Annotated in this window: 16 protein-coding genes; 12 read left to right on the top strand and 4 right to left on the bottom strand. The window is 57.9% G+C overall.

What is annotated here, in order from left to right:
* Nucleotides 1–41: 41 nt before the first annotated feature.
* From cysD to ACI5GA_RS11415, 3 genes are all read left to right on the top strand, one after another.
* Nucleotides 42–959, top strand: coding sequence for a sulfate adenylyltransferase subunit CysD (gene cysD / locus ACI5GA_RS11425; RefSeq protein WP_062384278.1), 918 nt, complete (start codon nucleotides 42–44; stop codon nucleotides 957–959).
* Nucleotides 960–968: 9 nt separating this feature from the next.
* Complete coding sequence (gene cysN, locus ACI5GA_RS11420) at nucleotides 969–2,867, top strand: sulfate adenylyltransferase subunit CysN (RefSeq protein ID WP_421422812.1); 1,899 nt, start codon at nucleotides 969–971, stop codon at nucleotides 2,865–2,867.
* A gap of 228 nt (nucleotides 2,868–3,095) precedes the next feature.
* A complete protein-coding gene (locus ACI5GA_RS11415; protein WP_421422811.1) occupies nucleotides 3,096–3,578 on the top strand; it encodes a hypothetical protein in 483 nt (160 codons plus the stop codon).
* A 6-nt stretch (nucleotides 3,579–3,584) separates the two neighbouring features.
* On the opposite strand, the gene ACI5GA_RS11410 is transcribed toward ACI5GA_RS11415, so the two are convergent.
* On the bottom strand, nucleotides 3,585–3,770 hold the full coding sequence (locus tag ACI5GA_RS11410; RefSeq protein WP_421422810.1) for a hypothetical protein: 186 nt from the start codon (nucleotides 3,768–3,770) through the stop codon (nucleotides 3,585–3,587).
* A gap of 157 nt (nucleotides 3,771–3,927) precedes the next feature.
* Nucleotides 3,928–4,365 carry a YhcB family protein gene (locus tag ACI5GA_RS11405; RefSeq protein WP_404633602.1) on the bottom strand — a complete coding sequence of 146 codons (438 nt, stop codon included), beginning with the start codon at nucleotides 4,363–4,365 and terminating at the stop codon, nucleotides 3,928–3,930.
* A gap of 145 nt (nucleotides 4,366–4,510) precedes the next feature.
* Between ACI5GA_RS11405 and ACI5GA_RS11400 the strand changes: the two genes are divergently transcribed.
* The 3 genes from ACI5GA_RS11400 to zapE all read left to right on the top strand — a co-directional run bounded on the left by ACI5GA_RS11400 (nucleotide 4,511) and on the right by zapE (nucleotide 7,675).
* Nucleotides 4,511–5,134: an alpha/beta hydrolase gene (locus ACI5GA_RS11400; protein ID WP_404634336.1), complete on the top strand. Its 624-nt coding sequence runs from the start codon at nucleotides 4,511–4,513 to the stop codon at nucleotides 5,132–5,134.
* Nucleotides 5,135–5,167: 33 nt separating this feature from the next.
* Entirely contained in the window at nucleotides 5,168–6,517 is a 1,350-nt protein-coding gene (locus tag ACI5GA_RS11395; protein WP_421422809.1) for a tryptophan--tRNA ligase, read from the top strand.
* A 63-nt stretch (nucleotides 6,518–6,580) separates the two neighbouring features.
* Nucleotides 6,581–7,675, top strand: a complete 1,095-nt coding sequence (gene zapE, locus ACI5GA_RS11390; protein ID WP_404633598.1) for a cell division protein ZapE — start codon at nucleotides 6,581–6,583, stop codon at nucleotides 7,673–7,675.
* 163 nt (nucleotides 7,676–7,838) lie between these two features.
* Here the strand turns inward: zapE and ACI5GA_RS11385 are convergent, their stop codons facing one another.
* The gene (locus ACI5GA_RS11385; RefSeq protein WP_421425470.1) at nucleotides 7,839–8,735 is read right to left on the bottom strand and encodes a GlxA family transcriptional regulator; all 897 of its coding nucleotides are present in this window, start codon (nucleotides 8,733–8,735) and stop codon (nucleotides 7,839–7,841) included.
* A 245-nt stretch (nucleotides 8,736–8,980) separates the two neighbouring features.
* Between ACI5GA_RS11385 and ACI5GA_RS11380 the strand changes: the two genes are divergently transcribed.
* Complete coding sequence (locus ACI5GA_RS11380; RefSeq protein WP_421422808.1) at nucleotides 8,981–10,117, top strand: acyl-CoA dehydrogenase family protein; 1,137 nt, start codon at nucleotides 8,981–8,983, stop codon at nucleotides 10,115–10,117.
* 115 nt (nucleotides 10,118–10,232) lie between these two features.
* Here ACI5GA_RS11380 and ACI5GA_RS11375 read toward each other — a convergent pair whose 3' ends face one another.
* Nucleotides 10,233–11,270 carry an NADP(H)-dependent aldo-keto reductase gene (locus tag ACI5GA_RS11375; RefSeq protein ID WP_404633594.1) on the bottom strand — a complete coding sequence of 346 codons (1,038 nt, stop codon included), beginning with the start codon at nucleotides 11,268–11,270 and terminating at the stop codon, nucleotides 10,233–10,235.
* Between the two features lie 240 nt (nucleotides 11,271–11,510).
* Here ACI5GA_RS11375 and rplM point away from each other — a divergent pair, with 240 nt between their 5' ends.
* The 5 genes from rplM (at nucleotide 11,511) to ACI5GA_RS11350 (ending at nucleotide 15,193) form a co-directional block, all read left to right on the top strand.
* Complete coding sequence (rplM, locus tag ACI5GA_RS11370) at nucleotides 11,511–11,939, top strand: 50S ribosomal protein L13 (protein WP_108236898.1); 429 nt, start codon at nucleotides 11,511–11,513, stop codon at nucleotides 11,937–11,939.
* 14 nt (nucleotides 11,940–11,953) lie between these two features.
* Nucleotides 11,954–12,346, top strand: a complete 393-nt coding sequence (rpsI, locus tag ACI5GA_RS11365; RefSeq protein ID WP_108236899.1) for a 30S ribosomal protein S9 — start codon at nucleotides 11,954–11,956, stop codon at nucleotides 12,344–12,346.
* A gap of 260 nt (nucleotides 12,347–12,606) precedes the next feature.
* Nucleotides 12,607–13,200 carry a ubiquinol-cytochrome c reductase iron-sulfur subunit gene (petA, locus tag ACI5GA_RS11360; RefSeq protein ID WP_404635728.1) on the top strand — a complete coding sequence of 198 codons (594 nt, stop codon included), beginning with the start codon at nucleotides 12,607–12,609 and terminating at the stop codon, nucleotides 13,198–13,200.
* Nucleotides 13,200–14,411 carry a cytochrome b gene (locus ACI5GA_RS11355; protein ID WP_421422807.1) on the top strand — a complete coding sequence of 404 codons (1,212 nt, stop codon included), beginning with the start codon at nucleotides 13,200–13,202 and terminating at the stop codon, nucleotides 14,409–14,411. The genes petA and ACI5GA_RS11355 overlap by 1 nt, the downstream gene beginning before the upstream one ends.
* Nucleotides 14,411–15,193: a cytochrome c1 gene (locus tag ACI5GA_RS11350; RefSeq protein ID WP_404635732.1), complete on the top strand. Its 783-nt coding sequence runs from the start codon at nucleotides 14,411–14,413 to the stop codon at nucleotides 15,191–15,193. Before ACI5GA_RS11355 ends, ACI5GA_RS11350 begins: the two co-directional genes overlap by 1 nt.
* Nucleotides 15,194–15,413 lie beyond the last annotated feature (220 nt).

Raw genomic sequence — 15,413 nt, 5'->3', positions numbered from 1 at the left:
CCGCAGGCTCTCCATAAAAGTACGTTATCCCGTGAGTAACCATGGTCGACAAACTGACGCATCTGAAACAGCTGGAGGCGGAAAGCATCCACATCATCCGTGAGGTCGCCGCCGAGTTCGATAACCCGGTGATGCTGTACTCGATCGGCAAGGACTCCGCCGTGATGCTGCACCTGGCGCGCAAGGCGTTCTTTCCGGGCAAGCTGCCTTTCCCGGTGATGCACGTCGACACGCGTTGGAAATTCCAGGAGATGTACCGCTTCCGCGACAAGATGGTCGAGGAGATGGGCCTTGAGCTGATCACCCACATCAACCCGGAAGGCGTGGCGCAGGACATCAACCCGTTCACCCACGGCAGCTCCAAGCACACCGACATCATGAAAACCCAGGGCCTGAAACAGGCGCTGGACAAGCACGGTTTCGACGCCGCTTTCGGTGGTGCTCGCCGCGACGAAGAGAAATCCCGCGCTAAAGAACGCGTCTACTCCTTCCGCGACAGCAAACACCGTTGGGACCCGAAGAACCAGCGTCCCGAGTTGTGGAACGTGTACAACGGCAACGTCAACAAAGGCGAGTCGATCCGCGTATTCCCACTCTCCAACTGGACCGAGCTGGACATCTGGCAGTACATCTACCTTGAAGGCATCCCGATCGTCCCGCTGTATTTCGCCGCCGAACGCGAAGTCATCGAGAAGAACGGCACGCTGATCATGATCGATGACGACCGCATCCTCGAACACCTCACCGACGAGGAAAAGGCGCGCATCGTCAAGAAGAAAGTACGTTTCCGTACCCTGGGCTGCTACCCGTTGACGGGCGCTGTCGAGTCGGAGGCCGAAACCCTGACGGACATCATTCAGGAAATGCTCCTGACGCGAACTTCCGAGCGCCAAGGCCGAGTCATCGACCACGATGGTGCGGGCTCGATGGAAGATAAAAAACGTCAAGGTTATTTCTAAGGGGTTGTCATGTCGCATCAATCTGATTTGATCAGCGAGGACATCCTCGCCTATCTGGGCCAGCACGAGCGTAAAGAGATGCTGCGCTTTCTGACCTGTGGCAACGTCGACGACGGCAAGAGTACGTTGATCGGCCGCTTGCTGCACGATTCCAAAATGATCTACGAAGATCACCTGGAAGCCATCACTCGCGACTCCAAGAAGTCCGGTACCACGGGCGATGACGTCGACCTGGCGCTGCTGGTGGATGGTCTGCAAGCCGAGCGCGAGCAGGGCATCACCATCGATGTGGCCTACCGATATTTCTCGACGGCCAAACGCAAATTCATCATCGCCGATACCCCCGGCCATGAGCAGTACACCCGCAACATGGCCACCGGTGCTTCCACCTGTGACCTTGCGATCATTCTGGTCGACGCCCGTTATGGCGTGCAGACCCAGACCCGCCGCCACAGCTACATCGCCTCGCTGCTGGGCATCAAGCACATCGTGGTCGCCATCAACAAGATGGACCTCAATGGCTTCGACGAAACCACTTTCGAGCAGATCAAAGCGGATTATCTGAAGTTCGCCGAGCGTATTTCCCTGAAGCCGACGACCATGGAATTTGTTCCGATGTCGGCGCTCAAGGGCGACAACGTGGTGAACAAGAGCGAGCGTTCGCCGTGGTACACCGGCAAGTCGCTGATGGAAATCCTCGAAACCGTCGAGATTTCCAACGACCGCAACCTCGACGACCTGCGCTTCCCTGTGCAATACGTCAACCGTCCGAACCTGAACTTCCGTGGCTTCGCCGGTACGCTGGCCAGCGGCATCGTGCGCAAGGGTGACGAAGTCGTGGTGCTGCCATCAGGCAAGGGCAGTCGCGTGAAGTCCATCGTCACCTTCGAAGGTGAGCTGGAGCACGCAGGCCCCGGTCAGGCCGTGACCCTGACCATGGAAGACGAAATCGATATCTCCCGTGGCGACCTGTTGGTTCATGCCGACAACGTGCCGCAAGTGGCAGATGCGTTCGATGCCATGCTGGTGTGGATGGCCGAAGAGCCGATGCTGCCGGGCAAGAAGTACGACATCAAACGCGCTACGTCCTATGTGCCAGGCTCGATTGCCAGCATCACCCACCGGGTCGATGTGAACACTCTGGAAGAAGGCCCAGCCAGCGCGCTGCAACTGAACGAAATCGGCCGCGTGAAGGTCAGCCTCGACGCACCGATTGCGCTGGATGGCTATGACACCAACCGCACCACTGGCGCGTTCATTGTCATCGACCGTTTGACCAACGGCACCGTCGCGGCGGGCATGATCATCGCCAAGCCGGTTACGGCGGGCCATGACACCCATCATGGCGCGCTGGCCCACGTTTCGGTTGAAGAGCGCGCTCAGCGTTTCGGCCAGAAGCCCGCCACTGTGCTGTTCAGCGGCTTGTCGGGCGCGGGCAAGAGCACCCTGGCGTATGCCGTCGAGCGCAAGCTGTTCGACATGGGCCGTGCGGTGTTTGTCCTCGATGGCCAGAACCTGCGTCACGACCTGAACAAAGGTCTGCCACAGGATCGTGCAGGGCGTACCGAAAACTGGCGTCGTGCCGCGCATGTGGCGCGTCAGTTCAACGAAGCGGGCCTGCTGACCCTGGCCGCCTTCGTTGCGCCGGATGCGGCGGGTCGCTCGAACGCCAAGGCGCTGATCGGCGATGATCGCCTGATCACCGTTTACGTTCAGGCATCGCCGCAAGCGTGCCGGGAACGCGATCCTCAGGGCCTGTACGCGGCTGGCAAGGACAACATCCCCGGTGAGTCTTTCCCGTACGACGTGCCGCTGGACGCCGATCTGGTGATCGACACCCAGTCGTTGAACGTTGAAGACAGCGTCAAACAAGTGCTGGACCTGCTGCGGGCACGCGGCGCGATCTAAGCGTTGTATGACTCACAAGAAACCCGCCAGCAATGGCGGGTTTTTTGTTGGCCGCGATTTCGCTGCCATGACCATCCCTGTAGCAGCACGGCCTGCGGCCAGAATCAAAAGCAAGGAGGGACCCGCTCTAAAACTTTTTAAAAATTAGTACGGATATAAATATTTATATCAACTGTTGTACGTAACTCTGATTGAGTGAAGGCTCATTCGTTGACATAGATAAGTGCAATGAAAATCAATTATGTTCCATTCACCGGGAGCGGATCTTCGGTACTGCCACCCAATCAGATCATGACCCCAGGCCAGTTTTTGGTATCGCCAAATGGGCGATTCGTATTGGCGCTTCACGCTGACGGCAATTTAGTCATCAAGGATAATCATGTCATCGTGTGGGTGGCGAACCGCGAGCAGCCTTATAGCTCGACTTTGGCAGGAAATAGGCTCACCGATGTACGGTTCTTCGTCAGCAACAGTGGTTTTCTGTATGACGTACATGGCCGTCGCAAGTGGATCGCCGAAAGCAGCCACAGCCGAGATAAATCTTTATGGTTTCATAGCCATCTATCTATTCAAGATGACGGAAACCTTGTGATTTACGATAACCGAAATGGTGATCTGTGCTGGGCACGATTTGGTTTCGTACCCAGCAGGATAAAAAAGAAGGGTACTCAAGTTTGGGGACCGTACGGAGTTTATACTTGGCGTTTTTAATCGTGGTTAGTAGCCTATTTTGAGGCTGCCTTCACGCCCCTCACAGCGTGGATCTACCGAGCCAGTCGAGCACTTGTAATCGAGGTCCAGGTCGAACTTTCTGAGCTCGACGATATAGCAGTCTTTCACGCAATCGGCAGAGACGCAGCCTATCAGGGGCAAGCAGCAAAGCAGGGCAGTGATCGTTTTCATGGTGGCTCCAGTTTTTTGGAGATCCTATTAGGTCGCTTTACTGGCGCGTAGATGGCGGCGTCTGATAGACCCGTAGGATGTTTCTGTAAAGTCGAAACACACAAAAAAGCCCGCCCCTGATCACCTCAGGGGCGGGCTTTCTGTGACGCGTTCGTGCTTACTTCTTCAACCCATAATGCTCATCGAGCATACCCGGCGTGTTCGGCGCTTTTGGCGCGTAGTCTCGCGGCGGCTCGGCGGCGGTGCGCGGTGGGGTCAGGCGGTCGCGTGGGGTCTGCACCGAATCCGGATGCAGGGCGGCCAGCAGGCGTTGACGGGTGAGTTCGTCGGTGGCCAGGCGATTGGCGCTTTCAGCCAGATGTTCCTGGACTTCCTGATAGCTCTGAGTCAGCTTCTGGACCAGATTAGCCGTGCTGTTGAAGTGAGTGACCACCTCGTTCTGATATCTGTCGAAACGCTCCTGAACGTCATCCAGCTGGCGCTGAGTGCTGTTAGGCGCGGCATTGGGCAGCGCACGTGCCACGAAGAAACCGATGGCGACACCGGCAACCAGGGCAATAGTCGGCAGCAACCAAACTAAGAGCGAGTAATCCACGAGTCCTTCCTCTATAAACGGCTTTGCTTTACGTTAACGGCTCGAACCTGCGCTGTATAGCGGCGACGCGTCGCCGACATGCCAGCCACAGACAATCAGCTAGACGAGTCGACCCAATTGAAGGTCACGGAGTTCATTCTTGCTCATGCGTGAAACCCCTGTATTCATCGACGGCCCGGTGGGCCAACTCGAAGCCCTGTACCTTGACCTGGAAGGGGCCAAGGGCCTGGCGCTGATCTGCCATCCTAACCCGGTTCAGGGCGGCACGATGCTCAATAAAGTCATCTCGACCCTGCAACGTACCGCGCGGGACGCAGGATACATCACGTTGCGTTTCAATTACCGGGGCGTTGGTGAAAGTGCGGGCAGTTCGGACATGGGGCAGGGCGAGGTCGATGATGCCGAAGCGGCGGCTGCCTGGCTGCGTGACAAACACCCGGATCTGCCGATGACGCTGTTCGGCTTCTCATTCGGTGGTTTCGTGGCTGCGACACTCGGCGGACGTCTTGAAGCCAAGGGCGAAACCCTGAGTCACCTGTTCATGGTTGCACCGGCAGTGATGCGCATCGCAGACCCGAGCGCACTGCCACAAAACGGCCCGCTGACCCTGATCCAGCCAGAAACCGACGAAGTGGTGGACCCACAACGGGTATATGCCTGGTCTGACGCACTCTCGCGCCCCCATGAGCTGCTGAAAGTGGCAGAATGCGGACACTTTTTTCACGGCAAGCTGACCGATCTCAAGGATCTGGTCGTGCCGCGCCTTTGAATCGATCGCCGTACCCAGAATAAGCGACCCGCCATGACCACTCGTATCCTGACCGGTATCACCACCACCGGTACGCCCCATTTGGGCAACTATGCCGGTGCCATTCGCCCGGCCATCGTCGCCAGCCGCCAGAGCGACGCCGATTCGTTCTACTTCCTGGCCGACTATCATGCGCTGATCAAGTGCGATGACCCGTTGCGCATTCAGCGTTCGCGTCTGGAAATCGCCGCGACCTGGCTGGCTGCCGGTCTGGACGTAGACCGCGTCACTTTCTATCGCCAGTCTGACATCCCGGAAATTCCTGAGCTGACCTGGCTGCTGACTTGCGTTGCGGGCAAGGGCCTGCTCAATCGCGCCCATGCCTACAAGGCGTCGGTGGACAAGAACGTCGAAGCCGGTGAAGACCCGGATGCGGGCGTGACCATGGGCCTGTTCAGCTACCCGGTGCTGATGGCGGCGGACATTCTGATGTTCAACGCTCACCAAGTGCCGGTCGGTCGTGACCAGATTCAGCACGTCGAAATGGCCCGTGACATTGGCCAGCGCTTCAACCACTTGTTCGGTCAGGGCAAGGAATTTTTCGTCATGCCCGAAGCGTTGATCGAGGAGAGCGTGGCGACCCTGCCGGGCCTCGACGGTCGCAAGATGTCGAAGAGCTACGACAACACGATCCCGCTGTTCAGCAGCGCCAGGGAGATGAAGGACGCGATTTCGCGCATCGTCACCGATTCGCGTCTGCCGGGCGAAGCGAAAGATCCGGACAACTCGCACCTGTTCACTCTGTATCAGGCGTTCGCCACCAAAGCGCAGAGCGACGAGTTCCGCGCGGACCTTCTGCAAGGCCTGGGCTGGGGCGATGCTAAACAGCGTCTGTTCCAACTGCTGGACAGCGAATTGGGTGAAGCCCGCGAGAACTACCATCGTCTGATTGAACGTCCGGCCGATCTGGAGGACATTCTGCTGACCGGTGCGCAAAAAGCCCGTCGTATCGCCACGCCGTTCCTGGGCGAGTTGCGGGAGGCGGTGGGGCTGCGCTCCTTCCGCGAGACCACACAAGCCGTCGCCGCCACCAAGAAAAAAGCCGCCAAGGGTGCGCGCTTCGTCAGCTTCCGCGAGGACGACGGCAGCTTCCGCTTCCGCCTGCTGGCGGCGGACGGTGAGCAACTGCTGTTGTCGCGCACTTTTGCCGACGGCAAGGCGGCCGGGGCCGTGACCAAACAGTTGCAGCAAGGCGGCGCGCTGGACATTCGTTCGGAAGGCGAGGCATTCACGGTCTGGCTGGGCGGCGCCTGTGTGGCAGACAGCCCGGCGTTCGCCGACACGGCGGCCCGTGACGCTGCTATCGAAGCCCTGAAGCTGGCCTTGTCGCCACAACAGGATTAATTGCCATTACAACGGGCCATCGCTACAGTGGCGGCCCGTTTTTGTTACCTCGCTAACGAAATTATGACGCCTCTAGAAAGCTACCAGAACGACCTTAAGAAACCCGAGTTCTTCCATGACGCCGCTCAGGAAAACGCTGTGCGTCATCTGCAGCGTCTGTACGACGATCTGATCGCGGCCCATGAGAGCAAGCCAGGCCTGTTCGGCAAGCTGTTCGGCAAGAAAGAGGTCTCGGTGGTCAAGGGCCTGTATTTCTGGGGCGGGGTAGGCCGTGGCAAGACCTATCTGGTCGATACCTTCTTCGAAGCGCTGCCGTTCGAAGACAAGATGCGCACGCACTTCCACCGTTTCATGAAGCGCGTGCATGAGGAAATGAAGACCCTCAAAGGTGAGAAAGACCCGTTGAAGGCGATCGCCAAGCGCTTCGCTCAGGAAGCCCGAGTGATCTGCTTCGACGAATTCTTCGTGTCCGACATCACCGACGCCATGATCCTGGGCACGCTGATGGAAGAGCTGTTCAAGAACGGCGTGACGCTTGTCGCAACCTCGAACATCGTGCCGGACGGCCTGTATAAAGACGGCCTGCAACGCGCGCGCTTCCTGCCAGCGATTGCGCTGATCAAACAGAACACCGACATCGTCAACGTCGACAGCGGCGTGGACTATCGGCTGCGCCATCTGGAGCAAGCCGAGCTGTTCCACTTCCCGTTGAACGAAGCAGCCCACGAAAGCCTGCGCCAGAGCTTCCGTGCCCTGACGCCGGAATGCACCAAGGCCACCGAAAACGACGTGCTGATGATCGAGAATCGTCCGATCAAGGCGTTGCGCACCTGTGACGACGTGGCGTGGTTCGAATTCCGCGAGCTATGCGATGGCCCGCGTAGCCAGAACGACTACATCGAATTGGGCAAGATTTTCCACGCTGTGCTGCTCAGCGGCGTGGAGCAGATGAGTGTCACCACCGACGACATCGCCCGTCGTTTCATCAACATGGTCGACGAGTTCTACGACCGTAACGTGAAGCTGATCATCTCGGCGGAGGTCGAGTTGAAGGATCTGTATTCCGGTGGTCGCCTGAACTTCGAATTCCAGCGCACCTTGAGCCGGTTGCTGGAAATGCAGTCCCACGAGTTCCTGTCTCGCGCGCACAAGCCGTAACGCGCTGATCATTGTGGGAGCCGGCATGCTGGCGAAGACGAATTGTCAGTCGATATCGTGTCGGCTGACTCGACCTTTCGCCAGCAAGCCGGCTCCCACAGGATCGCTGTAGTGTCAGGCAGCTAATGAAAACGCCCCGAATTGTAGCGGGGCGTTTTTCATTTCAGGCGGCCTGCTGGAACTGCTGCCGATACTGGTTCGGCGACAATTCTGTGTGCTGGCGGAACAGGCGGGCAAAGAAGCTCGCGTCGTCGTAGCCGACTTCGTAACTGATGGTCTTGATGCTCTTGCGGGACCCCGACAGCAGTCCTTTGGCGGTCTCGATACGCAAGCGTTGCAGGTAATGCAGCGGCTTGTCCCCCGTGGCCGTCTGAAAGCGGCGCATGAAGTTGCGAATGCTCATGCCGTGCTCCCGCGCCACATCCTCAAAGCGAAACTTGTCAGCGAAGTGCTCTTCGAGCCAATGCTGAATCTGCAGAATGATCACGTCCTGGTGCAGTTTCTGCCCGCCGAAGCCCATACGGCCTGGCGAGTAGCTGCGTTGCACTTCATACAAAATGTCCCGCGCCACGGTCTGCGCCACGTTGGCGCCGCAGAAGCGTTCGATCAAGTAGATGTACAAGTCACAGGCTGAGATCGTCCCGCCTGCGCAATACAGATTGTCAGCGTCGGTCAGGTGCTTTTCCTGATTGAGCAGCACGTTGGGGAAGCGTTCAGCGAAGTCGTTGAAGAAGCGCCAGTAGGTGGTGGCCTCCTTGCCGTCGAGCAAGCCTGCTTCCGCCAGCCAGAACACGCCGCTGGCTTCGCCGCACAACACGGCGCCTCGGGCGTGCTGCTCGCGCAGCCACGGCAGGATTTGCGGATAGCGGGCGCGCAAGGTGTCGAAGTTATCGACGAAGGCAGGGAGGATGATGATATCGGCGTTTTCCAGCGCGCCATCGACCGGCAACATGACTTCACTGAAACTGCGCACCTGCTGGCCATCTGGGCTGACCAGTCGGGTTTCAAAGGCGGCTTTTAGGCCGTGGCCCAGCTGTTTGCCGTAGCGCAGGCTGGCCAGATGGAAGAAGTCCTTGGCCTGGGTCAGGGTGGAAGCGAAAATTCCATCGATCGCAAGGATGCTGACGCGCCGCAACGGCACGGTGTGTTGAGTAGACATAATCTGTTGTTCTTATAAGGGAAAGTGGTCAAGCAACGGCGTGATCGTCTTATTTTTTGTCGGATGTGTCCAGTGTCGTCGTTAAATCCCTCGGAATACGCTCTGTTCGCAACGATGTCCGACGATCCCTCACGACAAGGTGTCCCATGCTCCCAAGAACTCTTTTCAGCCCGGAACACGAGCTTTTCCGTGACAGTGTTCGCAAGTTTCTCGAACAGGAGGCCGCGCCTTTTCATGCTGCGTGGGAAAAGCAGGGGCATGTTGATCGCACGCTGTGGAACCGTGCGGGCGAGCAGGGCATGTTGTGTTCGCATCTGCCTGAAGCCTACGGTGGCATGGCGGCGGACTTCCTCTACACCACGGCGGTGATCGAAGAGATTTATCGGCTGGGCCTGACCGGTATCGGTTTTTCGCTGCACTCGGACATCGTCGCGCCCTATATCCTGCATTACGGCAGCGAAGCCCTGAAGCAGAAGTACCTGCCGAAGATGGTATCGGGTGAATTGGTCACGGCCATTGCGATGACCGAGCCGGGGGCGGGCTCGGACCTCCAGGGGGTGAAGACCACGGCCGTGCTGGACGGGGATGAGTACGTCATCAATGGCTCGAAAACCTTCATCACCAACGGCTTTCTCGCGGAGCTGGTGATCGTGGTCGCCAAAACCGACCCCAAAGCAGGCGCCAAAGGCACAAGCCTGTTTCTGGTGGAGGCGGGCACGCCGGGCTTCGAGAAGGGCAAGCGTCTGGAAAAGGTCGGGATGAAGGCGCAAGACACCTCCGAATTGTTTTTTCAGGACGTCCGTGTGCCGAAGGAGAATCTGTTGGGGCAGGCGGGCATGGGCTTCGCCTATTTGATGCAGGAATTGCCGCAAGAGCGATTGACCGTCGCCATTGGCGCCATTGCGTCGGCTGAAGCTGCGTTGCAATGGACGCTGGACTACACCCGCGAACGCAAGGCGTTTGGGCAGGCGATCGCCGATTTTCAGAACACCCGGTTCAAGCTGGCGGAGATCGCTACCGAAGTGCAGATCGGACGGGTGTTTGTCGATCGCTGTCTGGAGTTGCATCTGGAGGGCAAGCTGGATGTGCCGACGGCGGCGATGGCCAAATACTGGGCCACTGACCTGCAATGCAAGGTGCTCGACGAATGCGTGCAACTGCATGGTGGCTACGGCTTCATGTGGGAATACCCGATTGCACGGGCCTGGGCGGATGCACGGGTGCAGCGGATTTATGCGGGGACTAACGAGATTATGAAGGAGATCATTGCGCGCTCACTCTGAGCCGGACATGGACCCTGTAGGCGTGAGCTTGCTCGCGATAGCATCAATTCAGACGCCGCATTGGTGAATGACACACCGCAATCGCGAGCAAGCTCACTCCTACAAGAGGTATGCGTTACGGAGCAGGATTGGGCTGATCCTTGTGAATCGCCTCGATCCCCGCCAGCACTTCCTCGGACAGCACCAGCTCAGCGCTGGCCAGGTTGCTGTCCAGTTGCTCAAGCGTCGTGGCGCCAATGATGTTACTGGTCACGAACGCGCGGCTGGTGACGAACGCCAGCGCCATTTGCGCCGGGTCCAGGCCGTGTTCTCGGGCCAGTGCCACATAGCGGGCGCAGGCCGCTTCCGACTGCGGGTTGAAGTAGCGGGTGAAACGGCTGTACAGGCTCAGACGGCCTTTCGGTGGGCGAGCGCCGTTGGCGTATTTGCCTGACAGCAACCCGAACGCCATCGGCGAGTACGCCAACAGGCCGCACTGTTCGCGAATGGCGACTTCCGCCAAACCCACCTCAAAACTGCGGTTCAGCAGGTTGTACGGGTTCTGGATCGACACCGGGCGCACCAGGCCGTGAGTCTCTGATTCGGCCAGGTATTTCATCGTGCCCCAGGCGCTTTCGTTGGACAGGCCGACGTGGCGAATCTTGCCTGCCTTGACCTGTTCGTTCAGCGCTTCAAGGGTTTCCAGCAGTGGCGTGAATTGTTCGTCACTGTGGGTATAACCCAGTTTGCCGAAGAAGTTGGTGCTGCGTTCCGGCCAGTGCAGTTGATACAGGTCGATGTAATCGGTTTGCAGGCGCTTGAGGCTGGCGTCCACGGCGGCAACGATGTGATCGCGGTTGAATTTCAGTTGGGCGTCGCGGATATAGTCGATGCCGTTGCCGGGACCGGCGATCTTGCTGGCGAGAATCCAGTCGGCGCGGTCGCCGCTTTTCTTGAACCAGTTGCCAATGATGGTTTCGGTGGCGGCGTAGGTGTCTTTCTTCGGCGGGACTGGATACATCTCGGCGGTATCCATGAAATTGATGCCCGCTGCCTTGGCGCGTTCGATCTGGGCGAAGGCTTCGGACTCGGTGTTCTGCTCGCCCCAGGTCATGGTGCCGAGACAGATGGCGCTGACATTGAGGTCTGTTCTGCCCAGTTGGCGGTAATCCATACAGCTCTCCCGATCAAAAGACCCATAAAAGCAGGTTGAAATTTTTTTCGCAATCTGGATAATTCCGCAGCTCTTCGTCGTGGGAGTGATGCCCCGCGATACAAGACACCGCTGCGATCGAACGCGCTGACCCGAGCCCCCTATAGCGTTCGTGCCCGGCGGCCTTTGACTTGTCAAAGACCGTACTAACGAGTATGCTCCGCCGTCTATTTTTCAGGGCGGCCTTTGAGGCTATAAAGAATGAAAACTTTTACCGCTAAACCGGAAACAGTAAAGCGCGACTGGTACGTCGTCGACGCTGCTGGCCAGACCCTGGGTCGTTTGGCCACTGAAATCGCGAGCCGTCTGCGTGGCAAACACAAGCCGGAATATACTCCGCACGTCGACACTGGCGACTACATCGTCGTGATCAACGCTGAGCAAATCCGTGTTACTGGCGCCAAGACCTCCGACAAGATCTACTACTCTCACTCCGGTTTCCCGGGCGGGATCAAGTCGATCAACTTTGAAAAGCTGATCGCCAAAGCTCCTGAGCGCGTGATCGAGACCGCGGTCAAAGGCATGCTGCCTAAGAACCCGCTGGGTCGCGACATGTATCGTAAGCTGAAAGTCTATGCGGGCGCTGCTCACCCTCATACTGCTCAGCAGCCCCAAGAACTGAAGTTTTAACGGAATAGTTCATTATGTCGGCGACTCAAAATTACGGCACTGGCCGTCGCAAGACCGCAACCGCACGCGTTTTCCTGCGTCCGGGCACCGGTAACATCTCCATCAACAACCGCTCCCTGGACACGTTCTTCGGCCGCGAAACTGCACGCATGGTAGTTCGTCAGCCGCTGGAACTGACCGAGACCGTTGAAAAATTCGACATCTACGTCACCGTTATCGGCGGTGGTGTGAGTGGTCAAGCTGGCGCAATCCGCCACGGTATCACTCGCGCTCTGATGTCCTACGACGAAACCCTGCGCAGCGCTCTGCGTAAAGCAGGCTACGTCACTCGCGACGCTCGCGAAGTTGAACGTAAGAAGGTCGGTCTGCGTAAAGCGCGTAAGCGTCCGCAGTACTCGAAGCGTTAATTCGCTTTCGTTCAAAAAGAACGCTCAGTTTCCTCACGGAACTGGGCGTTTTTTTATGGGCGTCTATTATGGGTGATGACGACACGAATCATCGGTGGATGCCCCGATCTATAAGGCCTCCCGGTTTTCGCCAAATGGCAGTCCCCTTGATGGATCAAGGAGCGCTCTGATTGCCTTTGGCAGATGCATCGACAGCTAAAAAATAATACGAAGGGAAGCCTGACCAAGCAGGTTTCTAAAAGCTGATGGGAGAGGAAGGAATGAGCAATGACGGCGTGAATGCAGGCCGGCGTCGCTTCCTCGTCGCCGCCACATCTGTGGTGGGCGCTGCAGGGGCGGTCGGGGCTGCGGTCCCGTTCGTGGGGTCATGGTTTCCCAGTGCCAAGGCCAAAGCGGCTGGTGCACCCGTTAAGGTCAATATCAGCAAAATCGAGCCAGGCCAGCAGATGATCGCCGAGTGGCGCGGTCAGCCGGTCTTCATCGTCCATCGTACGCCGGAAATCCTCACCAATCTGGGCAAGATCACCGCTCAGCTCTCCGACCCAGAGTCCAAGAACTCTACTCAACCGACCTACGTCGATCCGGTGGTTCGATCAATCAAACCCGAGATGTTGCTGTTGATCGGCATTTGTACGCATCTGGGTTGTTCGCCCACGTTCCGCCCTGAAGTTGCCCCCGCTGATTTGGGTAAAGACTGGGTGGGTGGGTACTTCTGTCCTTGTCACGGCTCCCATTACGACCTGGCCGGGCGCGTCTACAAGGCGCAACCAGCACCTCTGAATTTGCCAGTGCCGCCGCATTCCTACGAGTCGGACTCAATCATCGTCATTGGTGTCGATCAGGAGAAAGCGTAATGAGCAAGTTCATGGACTGGATCGATGCGCGCTTCCCTGCCACTTCCATGTGGGAAGATCATCTCAGCAAGTATTACGCCCCCAAGAATTTCAACTTCTTCTATTTTTTCGGCTCGCTGGCGTTGCTGGTGCTGGTCAATCAGATCGTCACTGGCGTCTGGTTGACCATGAGTTACACGCCCTCGGCGGAGGAGGCGTTCGCGTCCGTCGAGTACATCATGCGGGACGTGGAGTACGGCTCGATCCTGCGTCTGTTGCATTCCACAGGGGCGTCGGCGTTTTTTATCGTCGTTTACCTTCACATGTTCCGCGGACTGCTCTACGGCTCGTATCAGAAGCCTCGCGAGCTGGTGTGGATCTTCGGTATGTTGATTTACCTGGCGCTGATGGCTGAAGCGTTCATGGGGTATCTGCTGCCGTGGGGGCAGATGTCGTACTGGGGCGCGCAGGTGATCATCTCCCTATTTGGCGCGATTCCCATCATCGGCAATGACCTGACCCAATGGATTCGCGGTGATTACCTGATTTCCGGCATTACCTTGAACCGCTTCTTCGCACTGCATGTGGTGGCGCTGCCGATCGTAATTCTCGGGTTGGTGGTGCTGCACGTACTGGCGCTGCACGAAGTCGGGTCCAACAACCCGGACGGCGTCGACATCAAGAAACTCAAGGACGAGAACGGCAAGCCGCTGGATGGTATCGCGTTCCATCCGTACTACACGGTCAAGGATATCGTCGGGGTCGTGGTGTTCCTGTTCATCTTCTGCTCGGTTGTCTTCTTCTTTCCGGAGATGGGCGGGTATTTCCTGGAAAAACCCAACTTCGAGCAGGCGAATGCCTTCAAGACGCCCGAGCACATTGCACCGGTCTGGTACTTCACCCCGTTCTACGCGATCCTGCGCGCGATTCCCGACAAGCTCATGGGGGTCATGGCGATGGGGGCGGCGATTGCCGTGCTGTTCGTGCTGCCGTGGCTGGACCGAAGCCCGGTCAAATCCATGCGCTACAAAGGTTGGCTCAGCCGAATCTGGTTGCTGCTGTTTTGTGTGGCCTTCGTGATTCTGGGGATTTTGGGTGTGCTGCCACCCAGCCCGGGGCGCGCGTTGCTGTCGCAGGTGTGTACGGCCGTGTATTTCGCCTACTTCATCCTGATGCCGTTCTACACGCGCATTGAGAAGACAAAACCGGTACCGGAAAGGGTGACGGGCTAATGAAAAGAATATTGGCGGTCTTACTGCTTGCAGCACTGCCTGTGCTGGCGATTGCAGATGAGCACGGCGGGCCTGAACTGGAAAGCGTCGACATTGACGTCGCCGACAAAGTGGCGATGCAGGACGGCGCGAGAACGTTCGTCAACTACTGCATGGGCTGTCACAGCGCCAAGTTCCAGCGCTATGAGCGGGTCGCGGATGATTTGGGTATTCCTCATGAGCTGATGCTCGAAAAACTGGTGTTCACCGGGGCCAAGATTGGTGATCACATGGTCGCTGGCATGCAGCCTGCCGATGCCAAGGTCTGGTTCGGCGCAGCCCCTCCCGACCTGACGCTGGTGGCGCGAGTACGAGGCACGGACTGGCTCTATGGGTATCTGCGCTCGTTCTATGAGGACCCTGCGCGCCCGTGGGGGGTGAACAACAAGGTTTTCCCGAACGTCGGCATGCCTAACGTGCTGGTCGGGCTTCAGGGGCGTCAGGTGATCGGCTGCAAGCAGGTGCAATGGGTCGAGCACGGCAAGAAACAGTTCGATCCACTGACCGGTGTGCCGCTGACCCACGAGGCCTGCGATCAATTGACCATCGTGCCCAAGACCGGCACGCTGACCGAAGAGCAGTTCGACGAGAAGGTGAAGAACCTGGTGACCTTCCTCGCGTATTCGGCGAACCCGGTCAAGCTGCAACACCAGCGCATCGGCACCTATGTGCTGCTGTATCTGGCGGTGTTGTTTATCTTTGCCTATCTGCTCAAGCGTGAATATTGGAAGGACGTGCATTAGCGGGGCAGTCGTGGCGAGGCAGACGGAACGCGCTCTGTAGAGTCTCATTCGGGTAATGGACGCAAAGCGGGTATAGTTGCGGGCGAAAGATTGCAGAATTTACTTCGCGTAAATGAGCTATCTTGTCGCCCGCATGAACACCCGCTGATCGTGGATGTTGCCGGAGGCGTCTTCAGGGCGCGTTCGTTTTTCTGCTTTTGCATATTTAACAAGCGAGGAG

This window comes from Pseudomonas sp. Pseu.R1 (assembly GCF_045764065.1).
Classification (GTDB): Bacteria; Pseudomonadota; Gammaproteobacteria; order Pseudomonadales; family Pseudomonadaceae; genus Aquipseudomonas.
Note: the sequence above shows the minus strand (reverse complement) of the source record. Positions and strands in the feature narration are given on the sequence as shown.